Consider the following 22991-nt stretch of genomic DNA (forward strand, 5'->3'; position numbering starts at 1 on the left):
CTCGAAGACATTCGCGGAATCAGTGGCCTGCGGCGGGTGGCTGGATTTCTTACCCAGATGCACACAGAACACAGAGTGAAGGATGATGCCCGACACGCTTGAGCCGGTCCCCAACCTGATCGACGACGACAGCGTCGAGCGCATCACCCGCTTCAACGAGGGCGCCATCCAGGGTCTGCCGGCGGACCTTCAGGACCAGTATGTCAGCGTCCAATCCGAGGGTATCGAACCCAGCTATCTGCTGATCTATGCCGAGAAGGAGCGCGAGGACGCGCTGAAGCTCCACGAGGCATTGGCGGACCACTTGGTCGCCGGTGGCTGCGACTGGCAGATGCGCGATTGGCATGGCGTCCCGGTCGGCGAGCAGTGCGAGGAGACCCGCCGGACCTGGCTTAGAGATGCCCGGCTGGTCTTGCTATTGCTCAGCGCCAGCCTGATCGCGGACCTGAAGAAGGGCGCGATCACCTTAGAGACCAAGCGCCCGCTGTTGCCCCTGGCGCTCAAGGAGGTCACACCGGACAAGCTTCAAGGCACAGCACTGGCTGGGCGCGCGATCTTTACCGACCAGGGCAAAGCCTGGATCAGCCGCAGCGGCGCCGGCCGTGATGCCTGGGTCGGGCGTGCGGCGGAGCAGATCCTCTGCCGCATCCAGACACGAGCGCCGCGCCGCGACCCGCTGGACTTCCTCGCACTGCCCCATCTGCGCCGTGCCGACGACTGCGACGACGGCCATTATGTGACCCAACTCTTGAAGGGCCAGGCCGACCCCGAGGGCCGCCCGGCCATCGACTTCCTGCTCGACTGGCTGCGCAACCCGCAGGGCGATGTGTTCTGCGCGATCTTCGGCGAGCTTGGCATGGGCAAGACGACCCTGTGCCAGCGCTTGACCCGGGTGCTGCTGGACGGCCGCGCCAAAGACCCGGACCTGCCCCTGCCGGTCTACCTGGACCTGCGCGCCGTCAACACCATGGGCTGGGACTGGTCCAAGGGCGCGCCGGAGCTAGGACCCATGCTTGATCACCTGATCGGCAGCGCCTACAACATCCCGGTCGGCCAGGAGCGCCCCGGCGCCAAGCAAATCGCCCGGCTGGCCCAAGAACAGCGCGGCCTCATCCTGTTCGATGGGCTCGACGAGGCCATGAACCGGCTTACTCCTGAGCAATGTCGGCTGTTCATTCATCGGCTCTGGAGCATTCTGCCGCCCATTCTCTGGAAGCAGCCCCCAGGTGCGCCCAAGGACTGGCGTCGACCTGAGGGCGTCGGCCGCCTAGTCATGACCTGCCGCAGCCATTTCTTCCAAAGCCTCCAGGACCAACTCAACGCGCTGGACGGTCAGCAGCGAGACGTGGTCACTAGAGAGGACTATCTGTGGGTCACCCTCCTGCCCTTCTCGTCCGATCAGGTCGAAACCTATTTCCGCCAGGTTTTCTCCGACGACCCGGACCGGGCCGGACGGGTGATCGCGATGCTCGATCAGGTCCATGACCTGCGCGAGCTGGGTAGTCGACCCTACAACCTGCGGCTGATCCAAGACCAAGTCGAGGCACTGGAGACGATCCAACGTGAGGGCGGCCGGGTTGGCATCGCAGACCTTTACGAGGGCATGGTCGGCCAATGGCTCCTTCGCGACGAGAAGAAGCATCGAATCAACCGCGACCACAAGTTGCTGCTGATGGAACGTTTGGCGCTGCGGCTCTGGTCCAGACAGCAGGGCGACCTGGCCTATGCCGACCTCAACGACTGGTTGATGGACCAGATCCTTGCCGAGCCGCGTTGGGAGAAGATCGAATACCGCTCCTACTTGAGTCGCGATGAAGGCCCGGAGATCCTCAAGGAAGACCTGCGTAATGCGACCTTTATCGTCCGGGAGGGGCATGACCGCTTCCGCTTTGCGCACACCTCGATCATGGAGTTTTTCCTCGCCCGCACACTACACCGGGCGTTAGTCGAAGAGCGATTGGATGACTGGACGATACCGGTTCCGAGTCCTGAAACGCTTGATTTCCTAGGCGGGCTGATTACGGGCCGCGCGACGGGGGCCTGCCTTGCTGCACTAGCCCGTATCCGTGCGGCTTACCGGGCGCAGGTCAGCGAACTGGCGCTCGCTTATGCGCTGCGTGCCTATGACCTGGAACTGCCCGGCGCCGACTTTGCCGGTTTCCAACTCCAGGGGGCAGCGTTGCGCTTTCAACGCTGGCAGGGACAGAAAGACCAAGCCATGGATTGGCGAGGCGCAGACCTGTCCGGCGTCCGGCTCGACGGGGGGTGTTTCATCGACTGCGACTTTACCGGCAGCCGCTTCGACGGCGCGGACTTAGCCCGAACCTTGTTCGATCGCTGCCGGCTTGACCGGGTGAGTGCCAGGGGCGTGGACCTGACTGGTGCCGTGGTGCATGGATGCGGGGCTAATTCCTCAGATTTTGCGAGCGCTACGCTTTACCAAAGTCAATGGCTCTGCTTGCGCCCCGTCGGTTTACAGGGCCGCCCGCCGACACTGTTCACTGCGGCCCGCGATAACCCGCCGACTGGAGCATATCCTCAGGCGGTAGTCGGTCATCGTGGCGAGATCAATTGCTTGGTCGCATCTCCCGACGGGCGTTGGCTCGTCTCCACTGGCTACGACGGCAGGATTCGGGTCTGTGACCCTGTGAGCGGGCGTTTCTTGCATTGTCTTGAAGACCAGCAAGACCGGGTCCGCGCTTTGGCGGTAGCGCCGAACGGTGCCTGGGTCGCCTCCGCGGGCTCAGACGGGGTTGTCCGGCTATGGGATCCAGTTCACGGCCGTCTGCTGCATCGCCTCGAAGCTCGGGAAGGCGCGGTGCTGGCCTTGGCTGTGGCTCCAGATGGGAACTGGCTGGCGTCGGCTACCAAGAGCAGCACTATGTATATTTGGGAACCATCGAACGGGCGCTTGCTTCACCGTATCACCGGCCACTGGGGCAAAATATGGGCATTGGCGGCGGCCCCGAATGGCCATTGGCTCGCATCCGCGAGTAACGATGGCAGGGTGCGGATTTGGGACCCGGTGACTGGTCGCTTTTTGCATATTTTTGAAGGGCACAGGGGTGGGGTTGTATCGCTTGCGGTGGCTCCGAACGGGACCTGGCTCGCCGCGGGCGGACGCGATGGTACGGTACGTTTTTGGATTCCAGGGTGCGGACGACTATTGCATGAAGCAATAGGCCATAAGGCTAGGGTTCAGGCCCTGCTTTCCGCGCCCCACACACGTTGGCTAGCTACCGCAGGTGAAGATCGAAAAGTCCGGATTTGGAATATCGAAGCACTAAGATTGATTGTCACCATAGAAAGCCAAAGCGGCAGGATTTGGAGACTCGCTGCAGCCCCCGACGAGAGCTGGATTGCTTCCACGGACGCGAATGGGAGGGTGGCGTTCTGGAACCCGAAGAACGGCCGTTTTCTGCATGGCATTGAGGAATGTGAGAGTTCTGCGTGGGCTCTGGCCGCCGCTCCTCATGGGCGTTGGCTGGCCGCGGCGGGCGAAGACGGTGTCGTGCGACTCTGGGACCCCGCGAACGGCCGACTGATGCAATGCCTCGAAGGCCATTATAACCGCGTGCGTGCCCTGGCCGCTGGTCCGGACGGGCGGTGGCTCGCCGCCGCCGGCAATGATCGCAATGTGAGCATCTGGAACCCGGCGAGCGGACGGCAGTTGTACTTGCTTGAAGGGCATACAAACTGGGTTCAGGCCCTTACCGCGGCGCCAGACGGGAGTTGGCTCGCTTCAGCGGGCGATGATGGCAGAGTGCGGATATGGGATCCAGAGAGCGGACGACTTTTGCATCTGCTCCAAGGCCATCAGGGTATGGTGCAGGCGCTAACGGCGGCCCCAGATGGGCGTTGGCTTGCCTCAGCGGGTGCGTATGGCACGATCAATCTCTGGAATCCGGTGACCGGACAGCTACTCCAACAACTGGAAGGTCACCGGGGCCGCGTTTGGACTCTCGCCGTCGACCCGGAGGGCGCTGGCTTGCGTCGGCGGGCGCCGATGGACAAATCCGGATCTGGACGATTCAGCCCTGCGGCGGAGCGTTTTTCTGCAAGACCGCGCTTGAGAATCTCCCCGAGAGCAACTGGGTCGTCTGGCACGACCCTGACGGTCCTAACCGCCGCTGGGTCAGTTGGAGCCGCGACGCCTGGCGCTGGCTCGGCTGGCACGCCCCGCTGCCGGACGGCGAGCATTGGATGTACTACCCGATGGATGCCTTCCGCGCCGGGCCAGCGCCGGCGGAATCATGACGGCCACCGTCTCTGCTGACCGCCGGCCGGTCAGCGTCAGGCGTTGGGTTAGCGGTCGCCTTCCGCCCCGATCAGGTCGGCAAGACTCGCGGCGTCGAAGATGCCGTCGAGCCAGGCGTCGAGTTGGGTGAGCGACGCGGCGTCGATGCGCCGTTCTCCCCAAGCCGGCAGGGCACCAAATCGGCGCGTCAACAGACGTTTGAGGCTGCTGACCTTGCCCGCAGTCTCACCCTCAGCCTTGCCCTCAACCTTACCCTCGGCAAAGATCGACTGATAGGCCCGCGTGTCGACGGCGACGCAACATAGGGCTCTCTCGTGCAGCCCGAAAAACTATCTCGCAAGACAGATACTATTGCCAAATCATCTTCCAAGCAACATAATTCCGGAACTGTCCAGCCGTTCAGCCCTAAGGAGTTGCCTGCATGCAGGATGATCCGCCCGACGTGGTCGCCATGCACCGTGCGCACTGGCCGGAGACCTTCGATGCCCGGCTGCTGCCGTTCGTCGTGGCGCTCCACCGTGCGCGCGATGGGCATATGAAGCGCTCCGCGGCCCTGAGCGCCCGCTATGGGCTTAGTCCGGCTGAGTTGGACGTGCTCGTCACGTTGCGCCGCTCGCCCCCACCCTGGGTGCTGACCCCTTCGATACTCCAGCGATCCGTGTTGATCACCTCCGGGGGCCTGGCCAAGATCCTGCAGCAATTGGAGGCCAAGGGGCTGGTCGAGCGCCTGACCGACAGCGCCGATCGGCGGGTCAAGCCAGTGCAGTTGACGGCGGCGGCGCTGCCCATCGTCGCGGCCGCCATCGGCGAGGTGATCGCCAGCACCGGTGGGTGGGTCAGGGCCACGTTGAGCGATGCGGAGATCGATCAGGTCACGGCGATACTGGGCAAACTCACGGCTGTCTGACAGACGCCCTGGTGATAATATCTATCTCGCGAGACAGTTTGTCCCGTTGCAAGAGGAGTCCCCATGTTTCGTCGAGTTGCCTTGCGGGTCTCGGTCACGCGCTGGACGCCATGTCTATTGACATTGAGCCCGCTCGGGCGGGTCGCCTATACTGTCCGGCTTCAAGGTCGACGGACCCCGCCGCCCCCTGTACCAGGATTTTTGTGATGCGGACACTGCGCCCTTCCCTGATCGCCACCCTTGTGGTTGCGCCCGCCCTCATGATTCCCGGTGCGGGTCGCGCCGACGATCTGATCCAGATCTATGACCTCGCCGTGCAGAGCGATCCCCAGTTGCGTCAGGCGGAGCAAAAGCTCTTTGCCACGATGGAAACCCGGCCCCAGGCGCTCGCCCCCATGCTGCCGAATGTCGGGTTGCAGGGGACCGTCGACTACAACGATGTATCGTCCAAGTCGACGACCCAATTCGGGAGCTTCAACAATCGGGACAACTACAGCACCCAGAGCGGGAAGGCGGTGGTGACCCAGTCAGTCTACAACCGCGCCAACTGGATGACCCTGAAGCAGTCCGAGACCATCATCGCCCAGGCGGAGGCGCAGTTTCGCAGCGCCGAGATCGATCTGATGGTGCGCACGACCCAGGCCTATTTCGATGTGCTGAAGGCCGCCGATGCGGTCACGGTATCGGAGGCCCTGGTGCGCGCGGACGAGCGCCAGTTGGAGCAGTCCCAGCAGCGGTTTCAGGTCGGGCTGGTGGCCATCACCGACGTCAATGACAGTCAGGCGGCCGCCGACAAGTCCAAGGCCGGTTTGATCCAGGCCAAGTCGGTCCTGGACAATGCCTGGGAGGCCTTGCGAGTGATCGTGGGGCCCATCCAACTGCCCCTGGCCCGGCTCGGCGACAAGCTGCCGCTGAGTCCGCCGCAGCCCAACGAGATCGGGCGCTGGGCCGATAGCGCCCAACGCAACAATTTCTCGATCGTCGCGGCGGTCGACGCCGCGGCCTCCGCCAAGACCAACATCGAGATTCAGAAGTCCGGGTATTATCCGACCGTAGGGCTCCAGGCGAGCTATGGCAGCACACGCTCCGGCGCCCAGTACAATACCGACACCGATGCCGGATTCATCGGCCTGACCCTGACGGTGCCGATCTACCAGGGCGGGGCAGTCGCCTCCCGCACCCGTCAGGCGGGCTACAACTTTCGCGCCGCCCAGGATCAACTGGACCAGACCCGCCGCCAGGTGGACCAACAGGTTAAGGATGCCTTCCGCGGCATCAACTCCAGCATCGAGGACGTGAAGGCCCGCCAGGCGGCCGTGAAATCGGCGCGCTCCTCGCTCGAATCCACCCAGGCAGGTTTGGAGGTCGGCACCCGCACCCAGGTGGATGTGCTCAACGCCCAGCGCCAACTCTTCCAGGCGGAGTTCGACTATCTCGCCTCCCGCTATGCCTACATCCTTAACGGTGTCAAACTCCACCAGGCCACCAGCACGCTCACCCGGGACGTCCTGGCCAAGGGCAACGCCTGGCTGAATCCGGCCGATAAGGTGATGCCGCCGGCCTACTGACGGGTGCCAGGATCGATTGGGATGCATGGTATGAAAAGCGACTCTTCATTGGCGTTCATTGGCGTTCATTGGCGGACCCAACCTTCTTATGTCTGGTAACAGCCTCGGCAAGCTCTTCGTGGTCACCGGGTTCGGTGAGAGTCACGGCCCGGCGATCGGCGGGATCGTCGACGGCTGCCCGCCGGGGCTGGCACTCTGCGCGGCGGACCTGCAACTGGACCTGGACCGGCGCAAGCCCGGCCAGTCGCGCCATACCACCCAGCGGCGCGAATCCGACCAGGTGGAGATCCTGTCCGGGGTCTTTGAGGGTGTCACCACCGGTGCGCCCATTGGCCTGCTGATCCGCAACGAGGACCAGCGCTCCAAGGACTATTCGGAGATCGCCGACCGTTACCGCCCCGGCCACGCGGACTACACCTACGATCAAAAATACGGCCGGCGCGACTATCGCGGCGGCGGCCGCTCCTCGGCGCGCGAGACCGCGGTGCGGGTGGCGGCCGGGGCCATCGCCAAGAAAGTCCTGTTGGAGCGTTGCGGTGTCCTGGTGCGCGGCTTCCTCTCGCAACTCGGCCCGATCCGCCCCCGCGGGTTCGACTGGGCGGAGGTGGAGCGCAACCCCTTTTTCTGTCCCTGCGCGCAGACGGTGCCGGAGCTTGAGGCCTACATGGACGACTTGCGCAAGGAGGGTAACTCCATCGGCGCGGCCGTGACCGTGATCGCCAGCGGCATGCCGGCCGGGCTAGGCGAGCCCATCTTCGACCGGCTGGACGCGGACCTGGCGCACGCGCTGATGAGCATCAACGCGGTCAAGGGGGTCGAGATCGGGGCCGGTTTCGATTGCATCGAGCAGAAGGGGACCGAGCACCGCGACGAGCTGACCCCGGCGGGTTTTCTGTCCAACCATGCCGGCGGCATCTTGGGCGGGATCTCATCCGGGCAGGACATCCGCGCCCGCATCGCGCTCAAACCCACCTCCAGCCTGCGGCTGCCGGGGCGCACCATCGGCACCGACGGGCAGGCCAAGGAGGTGATCACCACCGGCCGCCATGATCCCTGTGTCGGCATCCGTGCCACCCCCATTGCCGAGGCGATGGTCGCAATCGTCCTGCTCGACCATTGGTTGCGTAACCGCGCGCAGAACGGCGATGTGATCCCGCCGACCCCGCCGATCCCGGCCGCGGCGCCCCGCTGAACCCCGCGCCCATGGCCGTCGGCCCCCGGGCGCCGCTGCCTTATTGGCGGCTCTCGGCCTGCTACCTCTTCTATTTCGCCGCCCTCGGTGCCCTGGTCCCCTATTGGGGGCTTTATCTTCAGTCGCGCGGTTTTGACGCGTTGGCCGTCGGCCAGTTGATGGCTATCCTGGGGGCGACCAAGATCGTCGCCCCGCTGCTGTGGGGGCACTGGGTGGACCGCAGCGGCCGGCGGATGCCGCTGGTGCGCGTCGCCGCCCTGGGTACCGTGCTGGTCTTCGGCACCGTCTTTATCGCCGACGGCTTCTGGACCATGGTACTGGCGATGACCCTGTTCAGCTTTTTCTGGAACGCCTCGTTACCGCTGGTGGAGGCGGTGACCTTCAATCACCTGGGGCCGCGGCCGGCCCACTATGCCCGGATACGGGTCTGGGGGTCGGTGGGTTTCATCCTGGTGGTGGGGACCCTGGGGCTGCATCTGGACAGCGCGCCGTTGGCGATCGTGCCGGTGTGGGTTCTGAGCCTTTATTTCGCCAACTGGCTCAGCACCCTGGTGGTCCCGGACAGCCCGCCGGTCCAGGCGGCGGGTCCGGCCCCGACGCTGCGTGGACTGCTGCGCCGCCCGGAGGTCATCGCCCTGCTCGGCGCCTGCTTTCTCATGCAGTTGGGCCACGGTATCTATTACGCCTTCTATTCCATCCACCTCAAGGCGGCCGGCTACTCGACCGGGTTGGTGGGCGGGCTGTGGGTCTTCGGGGTGGTGGCGGAGGTGCTGGTGTTCCTGGTGATGCACCGCTTGCTGATCCGCTTCGGGGCGCGGCGGGTGCTGCTCTGGAGCCTGGGGCTTGGCGCGCTGCGGTGGTTGCTGATCGGCGCCTTTGTCGCGTCCCTGCCGATCCAGATCGTCGCGCAGAGTCTGCACGCGGCCAGCTTCGGCACCTTCCATGTCGCCGCCATCCATCTGATCCACCATTATTTTCCCGGCCGCACCCAGGGCCGCGGCCAGGCCCTCTATAACAGCCTGAGCTTCGGCGCCGGCGGGGCGATCGGGAGCCTGATCGGCGGCGTCCTCTGGGTGACGCCGGGTCCCTTCGCCGCTTTCGGCGTGGGGGCGGTCGCTGCGCTCATCGGCCTGTGGGCGGTGTGGCGGTGGGTTGACCTGGGGCGGCGGTATTGACCAAACACCAAACCCCGCCGCGTCTGGGAGCGCCGACATTCTGTCGGCGACGGCGCGAAGCGCCGTTGGGTCCTCGCGAAAACAAGGCCCTTCGCGATTCACCGCGAAACCGCGAACCGCCCGCGGTCCGGCCGACAGACTGTCGGCGCTCCCAGGCGCGAGCGTCCGCAACCACGCACCGAGCGCATCGCCCGTCGCGGGTGCGTGTTATGATTACGATTGCGCTTCGCCGTCCCGTCGGTAATAGAGCGAAGTTTACAAAAAATACAATTGCTTGGACGTCTTCACAGCGGGTACGCAGCGGCCTCCCGCAGCGCACCCGGGAGCGGTCTGCGGCGGCGGCCTGAGCGGCACGCCTCCTGACTCCTACGCGTCCCGGCATTTCCGCGCCTCCCGCGGTCCCACGCATCAGGTCAGGTTTATGTCAGACGCTCTCGGTCCCTATCGCACCCTGCCGGGTCGCCGCTACCCGCCGGGGGCTACCCAGGAAGAGCACGGGATCAATTTCTCGGTCTACAGCCGCCATGCGATGGGTGCCGAGTTGCTACTCTACGCCGCGGCTGACAGTGTTGAGCCCTTCCAGGTCATCCGCCTGGACCCTGAGGTCAACCACAGTTTTTTCTCTTGGCACCTGCTGGTGGTGGACCTGCCGCCCGGCACTCATTACACCTGGCGCATGGATGGCCCCAATGATCCGCGCCACCACGGCTGGCGCTTCGACCCCAACATCGAACTCTTGGACCCCTGGGCGCGCGCGGTCAATCCGTGTACCTGGGACCGTGCGCGCCGCGCGGCCGATGGAGTCATGCCCCATGATTCGCCGCGCGCCGTGGTGCTCGCCGAAGACTATGACTGGTGTGGGGATACCCCGCTGCCGGTGTCCTCCGAGCAGATGATCATCTACGAACTGCATGTAGGCGGCTTTACCCGCCACCCATCGGCCGCCGTGCGTCACCCCGGGACCTTTGCGGGGCTCATCGAGAAGGTCCCTTATCTCAGGGAACTAGGCATCACCCATGTGGAGCTGATGCCGCTCATGGCGTTTGACGAGCAGGACGTGCCCCCGGCGGTGGGGGAGGCGGGTCTCAAGAACTTCTGGGGGTACAGCACCTTCGGTTTCTTCTCGCCCCACCCGGGCTACTGTGTGACCCCGCAACTGGGCAGCCACCGCCAGGAGTTCCGGGACCTGGTGCGGGCGCTGCACAAGGCCGGGATCGGGGTCATCCTGGATGTCGTCTTCAACCATACCTGCGAGGGCAACGGCCGCGGTCCCACCCTGTCCTTCAAGGGGTTCGGCAACGAGACCTTTTACTGCCTGGATCAACTCGACAAGTCCATCTACCTGGACTTCACCGGCTGTGGCAATACCGTCAACGCCAATCACCCCTTCGTGGCCCGCTTCATCCTGGACTGCCTGGTGTATTGGGTGCGCGAGATGCATGTCGACGGCTTTCGCTTCGACCTGGCGAGCGCCATGGCGCGGGATGGGCATGGTCAGCCCATGGAGCACCCGCCGGTGTTGTGGGGGATCGAGCTCTCGGACACCCTGGCCGCCGCCAAGATCATCGCCGAGGCCTGGGATGCGGCCGGGCTCTATCAGGTCGGCTCCTTTCCGGGCTACCGCTGGATGGAGTGGAACGGGCGTTACCGCGACAGCATCCGGCGCTTCGTGCGCGGCGACCCCGGCCTGATCCCGGAGGTGGCCACCCGGCTCGCCGGCAGCAGTGACCTCTATGGTGGCGATCTGCGCCAGCCGATCAACAGCATCAATTTTGTCACCTGTCATGACGGCTTCACCCTGTGGGACCTGGTCTCCTATAACTGCAAGCACAATCTGGCCAACCACGAGGCGAACCGCGACGGCACCGATGACAACCTGAGCTGGAACTGTGGGGTGGAGGGCGACACCACGGACGCGCAGGTGCTGACCCTGCGCCGGCGCCAGGCCAAGAACCTGCTTGCGCTCCTGTTTCTGAGCCAGGGAATCCCCATGCTGTTGGCCGGCGATGAGGTCCTGCGCGGCCAGTCGGGCAACAACAATGTCTGGTGCCAGGACAATGCGCTCGGCTGGTTCGACTGGTCGCTGGTGGAAACCAACCGCGAGCACCTGCGCTTCGTGCGCGGCCTGATCGCGCTGCGCAAGCGCCATCCGAGCCTGCGGCGGCGCCGCTTCCTCGCCGGCCAGCCCCGCCCGGGGGCGGATCTGCCGGACGTCGCCTGGCATGGGACGCGGGTCGGGGAGGCGCCCTGGGCGGACCCGGCCGCCCAGGTCCTGGCCCTGACCCTGGCACCGGTGACGCGTACCGAAGAGCCGCTCTATATCGCCTTGAACATGGCCGCCACGGCGCAGTCCTTCGCGTTGCCCGCGCTCGCCGGGCAGGTCTGGCATCTTGCCCTGGACACCGATGCCGCCGCGCCGCTCGACCTGATTGAACGGGCGGACCAGCAGCCGCTTACAAGCGGGGCGCTGCGCTTGGGTGCGCGCAGTGTAGTGGTGCTGGAGGGGCGGCCGGTGGTCGGCGGCGCCACGCCCGCTCGCCCTTGAGCCCGCCGCCCCGTCTGGCGCCTGGGCAGTGACCGTGCGATCATCGGCACCGGTAGCGCGGCCCCGCCCGGGGTCGTCCGATGCGCGGTACGATCACGATGACAGGCAGCACGATCTTTCATGCCCTTGGGCTGCACATGCACCAGCCGCCGGGAAATCTGCGGCTGCTGATCGAGGCCAATCCCGAGGAGGCGGAGCAGATCATCCGCTGCTACGAGCGCCCGGTTCGTTACGCCGCCCGCTATCCGGACACGGCCCGTCTGCATGTCGGATTCTCCGGTGTCCTGTTGGAACAACTGCTCGACCCCGACATCGTCGATCGCTACCGCCATATCCTGGACATCCCCGAGATGCTCGACGGCTACGCCCGGGCGGAGAACATCGAGCTGATCGGCATGGGTCACTCTCACCCCATCTTTCCACTCATCCCCCAGGCCGACTGGCCCGAGCAGTTGGCACGCGCCCGCGCGGCCATGCTGCGCGCCTTCGGTCGCACCGCGCTGGGCTTCTGGCCCCCTGAGATGGCCTTTACCATGGAAATGGTCCCGGCCCTGGTCGAGGCCGGTTATCACTATCTGGTCGTCGACGGGGTGCAGGTCCGCCCCGAGGATGGCATCACCGACGCCTTCCGTCCCTATCAGGTGTGCCACGAGGGCGTCTGTATCACCCTGGTGCCGCGTGACCGCGACCTGTCCAAGGCCCAGGAGCACGGTCTCGACGCCAACTGGTTTCAGAATGATGTGCGCTGGCGCGTCGGGGACTCGCCGCGCCCGCACGAGTCGCGACTGGTCACCACTTGGTCGGATGGGGAGAACGGCGGTTGGTTCCGCCAGACCCGCGAGGGGTCCGGGTTCTTCGGTTACTTCTTCGCGCCCTACATGGAGCAGGTGCGTGGGGGCGAGTACCCGATCACGCCGGTCTCACTGAGCGCCTACCTGGCTGACAACCCGCCGGTCGCTCAGGCCCAGGTGCAGACCGGGGCCTGGAGCGTCGGTCCCACCGCGGGCTACGACCGCGCGCAGTGGTCGGGCAGCGAGCGGCAGCGCGCGGCGGCGACCGCGGTCAGCGACTTGAGCGCCCGCTATTGGGATCTGTGCGAGCGGCTGTCGGCGCCGTGCCCCGCCTTGGAGCACGCCCGCACCCTGATCTTGGAGGCGCAGACCAGTTGCTTCCTGTTCTGGGGTGAGGCCTGGCTGCCCCACCTCTACGCGCGCACCGTCCCGGCCGCCGCCCAACTGGACGCGGCCGCGGCCACCCTCCGCGACGCGGCCCCGCCGGCCTTGGCCGAAGCGGTGTCCCCCCAGACGAACCCCGGCGCGGGCGTGTCGACCCCCGCGGCGGGCTCCGCGCGCTGACGGCCGGTGATCGGACCTGAACACGCGGGCGGGCGGTCGACCGCGGGACCGTCCGATAACACCCTGTCCAGGGAGCCGGTGGCGGCGGCCCCCAACCGGCTGCGTCCGCAGTTCCCCAGCCTGGAGCTGGGTACTGGGGTGGTACTCTATGGCAGTCGCCCCGGCATGCTGCGTGCGCATTGGCGTCTGGCGCCCGACGATCTGCGGCGTGTCGGCGGCAGTTTCCCGAGCGGCGAGGGCCACCCCCACCCGGTGGTGCGGCTGCGTCGGGCGCGCCCCGACGGCGGCGCCGACGCGGTGGCCGAGGCCGGCCTGCTCGCGGTGGCGCTTGAGGGGGCCGGTGAGACCGCCTTCCAGGTCGCGGCGGATCACGGACGCTATCACGCTGAACTCGGCCTGACCAATGGGGATGGCGGCTGGTTGTTGTTGGCCCGCTCCAATGCATTGGACAACGTGTCTCCGGTCGGGGTCAGCCTGGTGCGCCGGGACTCGGTAACGGCCATGGAAGCAGACCAGCCACCGCGGCCGATGAAAGGCGTCAGTGGGAGCGGCTTCAGCCGCGACGAGGCCCTGGCCGCTTGCGAGGTCGCGTCGCGGCTAACGGCCTTGGCCGTTCCCCCACCCCTCCATCCCTCAATAGGGGAGGGAGAATTGGACCGCGCTCCCGGCGCGATCTTCACTGTAAGGCCGCTGCCGCCGGGTCCTGGAATGACTTCGTTGGGGAAGCACCAGACTCCGGGGCCATCGGGTTTAGTCACCATTGATGACCCGGAGCCCGCGCTGGCAGTGCCCCGCGGGCCGCTGGTGGAGGTCTTCCCGCTGGTGACGGTCACGGGGATGGACCCGGCCGTCACCGCCCCGGCCCTTGGCGGCGCTGCCGCAGTGGGCGCGCCGCCGCTGATGGGCCTGGCCGGGCCGTTGGGCCTCATGCAGCGCGCGCTGGCCGGTCGGCCGCTGCGCCTGCCGACACCCGGAGACCCGGGTGCGCCCGCGTCGGCCCCGCCGCCCCCGGTCCCGACCGACCCGGTGACCTTTGCCCCGGTCGCGCCATTGGTCTATGGGCATCCCGCGAGCGTGGTGGCGGGCTTGAAGATCGAGGCGGAGCTACGGATCACGGGGGAGGCGGCGCCGGGTAGCCTGATCGATCTGTTCGGTCATCCCTTCCGGGTCGGTCGCGGGGGCCGTTTCCAGCTGATGGTGCGGGTGGACGACCCGGCCCTGTTGCGCCAGGCCCTGGCGCTCAATCCGCCGCCCGAACTGGCCCTGACGCGGGACCCATGAGTCCACGTCCAGGCATTGCCCACACCAAGACTTACCGACGCTAAAGAAAAAACAATGTATATCGCCATGGTCAGCGCCGAATGCGCACCGATCGCCAAGGCCGGCGGTCTCGGGGATTTTGTCCAGGGGCTGGCGCGCGAGTTGTCGCTGCGCGGCCACCAGGTCGAGGTCTTTCTCCCCAAATACGACTGCCTGCGCTTCGATCGCATTTCGGACATGGCTAAGGTCCATCGGGACCTGTTGGTGCCTTATTATGATCAATGGGTTTCGTGTGATGTCGAATACGGTGAGGTCGACGGACTGAAGTGTTATTTCATTGACGAGCACGCCCGCGAGAGCTTTTTCCGCCGCGGCAAGATCTATGGCGAGCCCGACGATTCCCACCGCTTCGCCTTCTTCTGTCGGGCGGTGCTCGAGTTCATGCTGAAATCCGGCCAGCACCCGGATGTCATCCATTGCCACGACTGGCAGACCGGCCTGGTCCCGGTGCTGCTGTATGAGGTCTATCAGGGTCTGGGGCTGACCCAGCCCCGCGCCTGCTACACCCTGCACAATATGGGACACCAGGGTGTGGTGGGTGAGTCCGTGCTGCACCAGGTGGGGCTCAATCCCGCTCGGTTGATGATCATGGAGCGACTGCTCGACCCGGCCGATCACCGGGCGGCGAACCTGATGAAGGGCGGGATTGTATTCTCCAATTTCGTCACAACCGTCTCCCCCCGTTATGCCTGGGAGATCGAGTATACCGAGCAGGGGATGGGCCTCCAGGGTTTGCTCCAACACTATGACGGCAAGTTTGGCGGGGTCCTGAATGGCATTGATTATTCGGTCTGGAACCCGGAGTTTGACAGCCACCTGCCGGCGCCCTACGGACCCGCTACGTTGCCGCAAAAGGCATTGAACAAGCAGGCGTTGCGTCAACGCCTTGGCCTTGAAGACGCCGTCAAACCGATCATCGCGGTGGTCAGTCGGCTCGATCGCCAGAAGGGCGTGGAACTCATCCGGCGGGCCATCTATTTTGCGCTGGAGAGCGGCTGTCAGTTCGTGCTGCTGGGCTCGGCCCCGGAACCGGCAGTGAATGATCGGTTCTGGGGCATCAAGCGGGAACTGGAGTCCAGCCCCGATGCCCACCTGGAGCTCGGCTATGACGAGGAGCTCTCGCACCTCATCTATGGCGGGGCCGATATGATCCTGATCCCCAGCGTTTACGAGCCCTGTGGTCTGACCCAGATGATCGCCATGAAATACGGCATGGTCCCCATCGTGCGCCGGGTCGGTGGTCTGGCGGATACGGTGTTCGACGCCAACTATTCGGACAAGCCATTCGAGGAGCGCAACGGCTATCTGTTCGACGAACTGACCGAGTCCGCCATGGAGGCGGCCATGGCGCGCGCCATCGGCCTCTGGTTTCGCTTCCCGGAATATTTCAGCCAATTGCGGATCAACGGCATGCGCGCCGACAACTCATGGAACAAGCCCGCCCAGCATTATCTTGACATCTATCGCCACCTATGTCAGTAAAGTTATTGTCCGCAAATGAACGCGAATGAACGCAAATAAAGATCACTGGCTTTTTGGGTTCGGTGCGATGCAGGCGAGCGGGTAGGGGGTGCATGGCCTGAGCGATGTTTGAATCTCTCTTCCCATTTGCGTTTATTTGCGTTCATTTGCGGACAATGGCCTTTCTTATGCCTCATCACATCCCCGTACTTCCCTACGCACTCTATCGCGCCGACCAGGTGCGCGACCTGGACCGTGCGGCCATTGCGGTTCATGGCATCCCCGGGATCGAATTGATGAACCGCGCCGGGCGCGCCGCCTATGACCTGCTGCGCGCACGGTGGCCGGGAGTCGGGCGGCTGACGGTCCTCGCCGGTCTCGGCAACAACGGTGGCGACGGCTATGTGGTCGCCCGTCTGGCGCGGACGGATGGCCTGGACGTGCGCGTGCTACAGCTTGGCGATCTGAGCCGGGTCGGTGGCGAGGCGGCCCTTGCCCTGAATGCCTACCGCGCGGCGGGCGGTGCGATCGATCCCTTCGAGGGCCTGTCCGAGCGTCCCGGCGTCATCGTCGATGCACTGTTCGGCACCGGGCTCGACCGGCCGGTCGCTGGCCCCTGGGCCGCCGCCATCGCCGCGGTGAATGTGAGCGGCGCCCCGGTGCTGGCCATCGACTGCCCCTCTGGGCTGGCGGCGGACACCGGCGCCGTGCTCGGGGATGCGGTGCGCGCCGCGGCCACCATCAGCTTTATCGGATTGAAGCAGGGTCTATTCACAGGGGCCGGCCCGGACTATGGCGGCGCGCTCTATTTCGACGCGCTGGAGGTCCCCGCGGCGGTCTATGCCGGGATGGCCCCGTCCGCCCGCCGGACCGACTGGGTCGAACAGTCCGCCCGCCTGCTCCCGCGTCGGCGTACCGCCCACAAGGGCGACTTCGGACACGTCCTCGCGATCGGCGGCGCCCCCGGGATGTCCGGTGCCGCCCGCCTGGCCGGGGAGGCGGCACTGCGCGCCGGGGCCGGACTGGTCACGGTCGCGACCCACCCGGCGCATGCCCCACTGCTCAACCTCACCCGGCCGGAACTCATGGTGGGCCCGGTCGATGACCCCGAGTCGCTGGATGGGCCGATCGAGCGGGCCACGGCGATCGCCATCGGTCCGGGGCTCGGCCGCGGCCCCTGGGGGCGACGACTCTGGGAGCGGGTGCGCGGGTGCGGCAAGCCCCTGGTGGTCGACGCGGACGCACTGAACCTGCTGGCCGAGTCGCCGGCGACGTATCCTGACTGGGTCCTGACCCCACACCCGGGGGAGGCCGCCCGCCTGCTCGGGTGTACTACGGCGGACATCGGCCGCGACCGCTTCGCGGCGGCGCGCCAGATCCAGCAGCGCTATGGCGGCGTGGTGGTGCTCAAGGGCGCCGGTACCCTGATCCAGGGCCAGCCGGATCGCCCGCCCGCGCTCTGCACCGACGGCAACCCCGGGATGGCGACGGCCGGTGCCGGGGATGTGCTGACGGGCGTGATTGCCGCCCTGTTGGCTCAAGGCCGCGCCATGGGGCTGGACGCCGCGGCGGCCGCCGGCCTCGGGGTCTGCTGGCATGCCGCGGCCGGGGATCGCGCGGCCCAGGACGGTGAGCGGGGCCTGATCGCCGGCGACATCCTGGCCGCGCTGCGTCCGGTTGCCAACGCCCTCGTCAATAGCAAGGCCACGGCAGGGGAGGGCTGATGGACATCCTGCTCCCCGATGCCGATGCCCAAACGGCCTTCGGCGCCCGCTTGGCCGCCATCCTCCCCAGCCAGTTCGTGATCTATCTGCACGGCGATCTCGGTACCGGCAAGACGACCCTGGCGCGCGGCATCCTGCGCGGCCTTGGCCACCAGGGGGCCGCCCGCAGCCCGACCTACACCCTGATCGAGCCCTATGAAATCGGACCCCGCCGGGTTTACCACCTCGACCTCTACCGCCTGGCCGATCCCGAAGAACTGGAATATCTCGGCCTGCGCGACCTCTTGGGTGAGGAGGCCCTCTGGTTGGTCGAATGGCCCGAGCGCGGCGCCGGACTGCTGCCCGCGGCGGATTTGGACATCGGGATCGACTATCTGCCGCAGGGACGGCAACTGATCTTGAAAGCACAGAACGATGCGGCATCGGCCTTGATGGCTGGGCTTGCCCGCAGGGCCTGATGGGAGGCATGACGCGATCGGTCTTGATCGCCATACCGGCCATCGCCGTAAACCTGGCAAGGCACCCGGTGGACTCGCTCATCACAGGGCGTCCGGCTCCTCGCCGACCAGCGCAGTGATTGCCGCTACGGCCGCATCGAGCGCCGCCTGCAACCGCTCCTCGCCCGCTGCGCTGGGCTGCGCCGCCTTGATGTCTTGCTCGATCGCCGCGGCGCCGCGCGCAACCTGGGTTAGTCCCAGGGTGCCGGCGGCGCCCTTGAGCGTGTGGGCCAGCGCGGCGGCCGCGGGGCGCTCCCCGCGGGCACTCAGGGCGGCGATCTCATGCCCCGCCGCCTGGTAGGACGCCACGAAGCGACGCAGTAGGCGATGGTAGAGCGCCGGGTCGCGAATCGCGTGTTTCCCCAAGACCGGCTCCGGCGCTCGCTCCGGCGCTCGCTCAGGCCCCGGCACGCCGACGACGCCGGCCGGCTGGGGCGCGGATGCCGGTGGCAGCCAGTGCAGCAGGCAGGTGTAGAGGACGACCGGGTCGACCGGTTTGGTGATGAAGGCGTCCATCCCCGCCGCCAGGCAGCGCTCGCGGTCGTCGGCGAAGGCGTTGGCGGTCATGGCGATGATCGGCACGCGCTGTCCGTTGGGCGTGGCCCGGATCAATCCGGTGGCCACCGGACCGTCCAGTTCCGGCATCTGCATGTCCATCAGAATCAGTGCATAGGGGGCGCGCTGCACCATCGCCAGGGCCTCGGCGCCGTTGTTGGCGATGGCGACCTCCAGACCGACGGCGCGCAGCAGCCCCTCGCTGACCTCCTGATTGATGGGGTCGTCCTCGGCCAATAGCACCGAGGTACCTTGGTGCGCCGCAAAGAGGGCCGCGGCGGCGGCGGATGGGGTGATTCGCGCCGTGGACACGGTCGGTGCGGTTCCCGCCAACACCCGGCTCAGTGCATCGTGCAGGTCCGCGGGGGTGACTGGTTTGATCAGTACGCCGGCGCAACCGGCGGCCGTGGCCTCCCCTCGCAACCGCATGTCATCAAAGGCCGTGACGAGCAGCAGTCGGATGGGCGCGTGGGCGAGTGCGAGGGCCGCGATGGCCCGCGCGGTCGCGATGCCATCCAGTTCCGGCATGCGCCAGTCCATCAGGATCAGGTCGAAGTGCGGCTCGGCGCTGCGCAGCCGCGCCAGTGCCGCCGCGCCGCCGTCCAGGGTCGTGACCGCGATCCCCCAGGCCGTGAGGATGGCGGCCAGCACCTCCCGGGCCGTGGGCTGGTCGTCCACCACCAGTGCCCGCCAGCCCCGTAGGTTCAGAGGCGGCGGCGGGTGCGGCGCGGCCCCCGGCCGCCGACCGAGCCGGGCGGTAAACCAGAAGGTGCTGCCCACCCCGGGCGTACTGGTGACGCCGACCTCGCCACCCATCAGTTGGGAGAGTCGTCGGTTGATGGCCAGGCCCAAGCCCGTGCCGCCGTAGCGACGGGTGGTGGAGCTATCGGCCTGCTCGAAGACCGCGAACAGGCGCCCGAGGTGTTCGGGTGCAATCCCGATCCCGGTATCCTCGACCTCAAAGCGCAACAGTTGGTCATCCGGGCGGTCTTCGATCGCCCGCACTCGCAAGCGGATCGCGCCCCGCTCGGTAAACTTGACCGCGTTACCCAGAAAATTCAGCAACACCTGGGTCAGCCGGGTCGGATCGCCGATGAGCGGCGCGGGCGCGATCGCCATGGGGTCGAGATCCAGGACCAGTTCCAGCCCTTTGGCATAGGCCTTCGCGCCTACCAGGATGCAGACGTCCCGGATCACGGCCTCCAGATCGAGCTCGAGCCGCTCCAGGGCCAGCCGCTGCTCCTCGATCTTGGCGAGATCCAGTATGTCGTTGATCAGTTGCAACAGGTGCCGGGAGGCGGTGTCGATCTTGTCCAGCTTGTCGCGTCGGGCCGGATCGGGGTCCTCTTGCTGCAAGAGATGAACGAACCCCATGATGGCATTCATCGGCGTGCGGATCTCGTGGCTCATGTTGGCCAGGAAATAGGACTTGGCGCGGGTGGCGACCTCCGCTGCCTCCTTGGCCTTGGCCAGTTCGGCGGTGCGCTGGGCGACCCGCTCCTCCAGTTGGGTATTGAGGCGCTCGATCTCCTGTTCGCGGCCGCGGCGCAAGGCGATCTCGGCGCGCGATGCCTGTTCGGCGGCCCGGTAATAGGCCTTCTCCCGGCGCTGCCAAAGCGCGGCGCCGAGCGCCACGAGCACACCGGCCCCGCTTAACATCAGTGACAGCGTGAGGACCGCACGGCTGCGGCCGGCGGCGAAGGCCTCGGCGCGGTCCATCTTGGCGCCCAGGAACCAAGGCGAGTCCGGCACCGCTCGGACCGCCGCGACCACCGGTGTGCCGCGGTAGTCCCGCCCATCCATGACGCTAGTGGCCTCCCCCAGTATCGCCCTGACCGCGGGACGCTCAGTGCGGCTCAACGCGACGCCCTTACGCAGTTCCGCCCCAGGCGAATAGCGCAACGGGCTCAGGGCCAGCGCTTGGTCGCCGTCCCGGCGGACTAAGACCGTTTCCCCGCTGCTGTGGGATGTCGGCCAACTGGCCAGCAGGGGGTAGAGCGACTTGCGCGCATCGATCAGCAGCCGAATGGCCCCGAGTGCGGCGCGCTCTGGGTTGGCCGCGGGGAAGAGCGGGGCGATCACGCTCAGATGAGGGAACGGATGCGCCTTGCCCAAGTGCAACTCGGTCAGGACCGCTCGCCGGTTGTGCAGCGCCAGGGCCAAGGCGGCTGCGTCCTCGCCTGCCAGTGCGCCGGCGGCACCGCTGAGACTGAGCTCGATGCGTCCATCCGCGTTCACCAAGCTGACGTCCTGGTAGCGATAATGCTGTTGCAGGCCGCGGAATTCGGCGAGCAGCCGTTGGGTTGCGGCGGGCTCGGGCGCGGCGCGCCAGCCCATCGCGGCCTCGGCCAAGAATGGGCTGTCGGTCAGTATCCCGCCATCGCCCAGGCGCTCCGCCCGCCAGGCGACGAGTTGCTTGACGGTGAGGTCGGCGATGGTGAGTAGATCGTCCTCAAAGTCTTGGCGCGATTGATCGAGTTGGAAGCGATAGAATGCGACCGCACCAACGCCGATGGCCGTGCCTACCAAGATCGCCAACCCGGCGAGCAGCAGCCGCCGCGCGCCGGTCGCCGGCGACGCCTTCATTGCGCCGGCGCCCGCCAACGACGGACGACGCCGATGGGTAGCGGGGAACAAAGTGCGGGTGAGCGGCATGGCGGTGGTGTTGGGGAACGTTTGCGATAGCGAGGATACTAACCCAGACCAGCGCCAGCGGCTCAGGCCCGCAGATCGCCCCAGAGCGCCTGGAGCACCGCGATGGCGGCGAGCGGTGCGGTCTCGGCGCGCAGGATGCGGGGGCCCAGGCGTACCCCGGTGACCCCATGCCGACTCGCGAGCTCCCGCTCCCGTGGGCTCAACCCACCCTCGGGTCCCACCAGCAAGGTAACCGCCGGCCCCGGTTGGGGCAATCGTGCCAGGGCTTGCGGCGCTTGCGGGTCGAGCAGCAGGGTGCCGGGCGGGGCTACGGCGAGCCAGTCCTCCAGGGCCAAGGCGTGCGCCAGGGCGGGCAGGCGGCGGCGCCCGGACTGTTCGCAGGCGCCGATCAGGATGCCCTGCCAGTGTTCCAGGCGGCGCCCGAGGCGCTCGCCCTTGAGCTGGACCATGCTGCGCTCGGTGAACAGCGGCTGAATCGCCGCGACCCCCAGTTCCACGGCCTTCTGGATCGCGTAGTCCATGCGCTCGCCGCGCGAGATGCCCAGGGTCAGATGGATGGCCAGGGCAGGCTCGGCCTCGACGTCACCGGCCGCCCCGACCGCCAGGGTCACCCCGGCGCGCGCGATCTCCACCAGGTGCGCGGCGCGGTCGCAGCCGTCGCCATTGAAGAGTCGCAGTGGGTCGCCGGGGGCGAGCCGCAAGACCTGGGTCAGGTGGCGTGCCGGACCCTCGGGCAGGCGCAGTTGCGTCCCCGGGGGCAGTGGGTGGTCGAGATAGATGCGGGGGAGGCGCATGGGGTTGGTGCCGACGCTGACATGGGGGGGCAACCTTAACCCTGGAGTGGGCAGTTGTCACGCCAAGGCGCCATCGCCCAAGGTTTTTTTGGTGCGTTATCGTCGTTGGACCAGTCACCCGGCAGATGGTCTGAATAGCGGCTGTAGCCTGTTGTATTTCTTGGCGAGCTTGGCGCCTTGGCGTGAGCGATTCCCGGACTTGGGTTAACCCCAGAAGTCGTATTTGTCTGCAACGCAACGCAAGAGCGCAAGACTGGTTTGACAGTAAGCCGGCCCTGTCACTAACCTGCGGGACTGACGCCCTCGCAGGGCTTTCTCACGAGTCTCACGCCAAGGCGCCAAGCTCGCCAAGGAATACAGTCGCGTGAACCATGTTTCCAGATTACCCGCCGGGTTCATGCCCCAGCGCAGGTAATGCACTGAAAAACCTTAGGCGATGGCGCCTTGGCGTGATAATTGCTTTTTCTTTGGGTGAAATGCATTGAATTGTCTGGAGAGTTCAGCGCGATGCCAAGCTTTGTGCGGATCGAGAAGTGTGACGCCTGCAAGGGCCTGGAGCGGATCGCCTGCGAGTACATCTGTCCCCACGACCTGATGAAGCTCGACCGCGACGGCGGCGACACCGGCCATGCCATGAAGGCGTACAACCAGGAGCCGGAGCAGTGCTGGGAGTGCTATGCCTGTGTGAAAGACTGCCCAAAGCAAGCCATTGAGGTCCGGCACTATGCCGACGTGGTGCCGCTGGGCGCCAGCGTGCAGCCACTGCGTACCAGCGATGCCATCATGTGGACGATCAAGTTTCGCAACGGGACCATGAAGCGCTTCAAGTTTCCGATCCGCACCACGGTGGCGGGCGCGCTCGATCCCTATGCCGGCAAGCCGGGCGCGGAGCTCGCGAACATCGGCAAGCCCGGCTTTTTCACCACCGGGGTGGCTGGGCTGCGCGCCGCGGCGTCCGATCAGCTTATCCGCACCTAGAGGAATC

At 66.5% G+C, this 22991-nt stretch carries 15 protein-coding genes; 12 read left to right on the forward strand and 3 right to left on the reverse strand.

The genetic code is table 11. The annotated features are described in order from the left end of the window. Positions 1-82: 82 nt before the first annotated feature. Positions 83-4276 (forward strand): NACHT domain-containing protein, encoded by a 4194-nt coding sequence (locus QZX93_RS13500; RefSeq protein ID WP_295389660.1) that lies wholly within the window; start codon positions 83-85, stop codon positions 4274-4276. A 29-nt stretch (positions 4277-4305) separates the two neighbouring features. On the opposite strand, the gene QZX93_RS13505 is transcribed toward QZX93_RS13500, so the two are convergent. After that, positions 4306-4578, reverse strand: a complete 273-nt coding sequence (locus QZX93_RS13505; RefSeq protein ID WP_366760353.1) for a DUF4351 domain-containing protein — start codon at positions 4576-4578, stop codon at positions 4306-4308. A 101-nt stretch (positions 4579-4679) separates the two neighbouring features. Between QZX93_RS13505 and QZX93_RS13510 the strand changes: the two genes are divergently transcribed. From QZX93_RS13510 to tsaE, 10 genes are all read left to right on the forward strand, one after another. Then, complete coding sequence (locus tag QZX93_RS13510; protein WP_295389661.1) at positions 4680-5165, forward strand: MarR family transcriptional regulator; 486 nt, start codon at positions 4680-4682, stop codon at positions 5163-5165. A 206-nt stretch (positions 5166-5371) separates the two neighbouring features. Then, positions 5372-6733, forward strand: a complete 1362-nt coding sequence (locus QZX93_RS13515; RefSeq protein WP_295389663.1) for a TolC family outer membrane protein — start codon at positions 5372-5374, stop codon at positions 6731-6733. Positions 6734-6821: 88 nt separating this feature from the next. After that, positions 6822-7925: a chorismate synthase gene (gene aroC / locus QZX93_RS13520; RefSeq protein WP_295389665.1), complete on the forward strand. Its 1104-nt coding sequence runs from the start codon at positions 6822-6824 to the stop codon at positions 7923-7925. Between the two features lie 35 nt (positions 7926-7960). Then, positions 7961-9100 (forward strand): MFS transporter, encoded by a 1140-nt coding sequence (locus QZX93_RS13525; RefSeq protein ID WP_366760355.1) that lies wholly within the window; start codon positions 7961-7963, stop codon positions 9098-9100. A 421-nt stretch (positions 9101-9521) separates the two neighbouring features. Continuing rightward, entirely contained in the window at positions 9522-11645 is a 2124-nt protein-coding gene (gene glgX, locus QZX93_RS13530; RefSeq protein WP_295389667.1) for a glycogen debranching protein GlgX, read from the forward strand. 98 nt (positions 11646-11743) lie between these two features. After that, positions 11744-13000 (forward strand): glycoside hydrolase family 57, encoded by a 1257-nt coding sequence (locus QZX93_RS13535; RefSeq protein ID WP_295389668.1) that lies wholly within the window; start codon positions 11744-11746, stop codon positions 12998-13000. 6 nt (positions 13001-13006) lie between these two features. Next, positions 13007-14281, forward strand: coding sequence for a hypothetical protein (locus tag QZX93_RS13540; RefSeq protein ID WP_295389670.1), 1275 nt, complete (start codon positions 13007-13009; stop codon positions 14279-14281). 54 nt (positions 14282-14335) lie between these two features. Continuing rightward, complete coding sequence (locus QZX93_RS13545) at positions 14336-15802, forward strand: glycogen synthase (RefSeq protein ID WP_295394677.1); 1467 nt, start codon at positions 14336-14338, stop codon at positions 15800-15802. A 167-nt stretch (positions 15803-15969) separates the two neighbouring features. Next, a complete protein-coding gene (locus QZX93_RS13550) occupies positions 15970-17505 on the forward strand; it encodes an NAD(P)H-hydrate dehydratase (RefSeq protein WP_295388416.1) in 1536 nt (511 codons plus the stop codon). Then, complete coding sequence (gene tsaE / locus QZX93_RS13555) at positions 17505-17963, forward strand: tRNA (adenosine(37)-N6)-threonylcarbamoyltransferase complex ATPase subunit type 1 TsaE (RefSeq protein WP_295388419.1); 459 nt, start codon at positions 17505-17507, stop codon at positions 17961-17963. The genes QZX93_RS13550 and tsaE overlap by 1 nt, the downstream gene beginning before the upstream one ends. Positions 17964-18044: 81 nt before the next feature. Here tsaE and QZX93_RS13560 read toward each other — a convergent pair whose 3' ends face one another. Both QZX93_RS13560 and QZX93_RS13565 read right to left on the reverse strand, forming a co-directional pair. Then, positions 18045-21143, reverse strand: a complete 3099-nt coding sequence (locus tag QZX93_RS13560) for a response regulator (protein WP_295388421.1) — start codon at positions 21141-21143, stop codon at positions 18045-18047. 131 nt (positions 21144-21274) lie between these two features. After that, positions 21275-22006: a 16S rRNA (uracil(1498)-N(3))-methyltransferase gene (locus QZX93_RS13565; RefSeq protein WP_295388454.1), complete on the reverse strand. Its 732-nt coding sequence runs from the start codon at positions 22004-22006 to the stop codon at positions 21275-21277. Between the two features lie 507 nt (positions 22007-22513). Between QZX93_RS13565 and aprB the strand changes: the two genes are divergently transcribed. After that, on the forward strand, positions 22514-22984 hold the full coding sequence (gene aprB, locus QZX93_RS13570; RefSeq protein ID WP_295388423.1) for an adenylyl-sulfate reductase subunit beta: 471 nt from the start codon (positions 22514-22516) through the stop codon (positions 22982-22984). Positions 22985-22991: the final 7 nt, after the last annotated feature.

Origin of the sequence: uncultured Thiodictyon sp., assembly GCF_903946935.1 — a bacterium.
Classification (GTDB): domain Bacteria; phylum Pseudomonadota; class Gammaproteobacteria; order Chromatiales; family Chromatiaceae; genus Thiodictyon.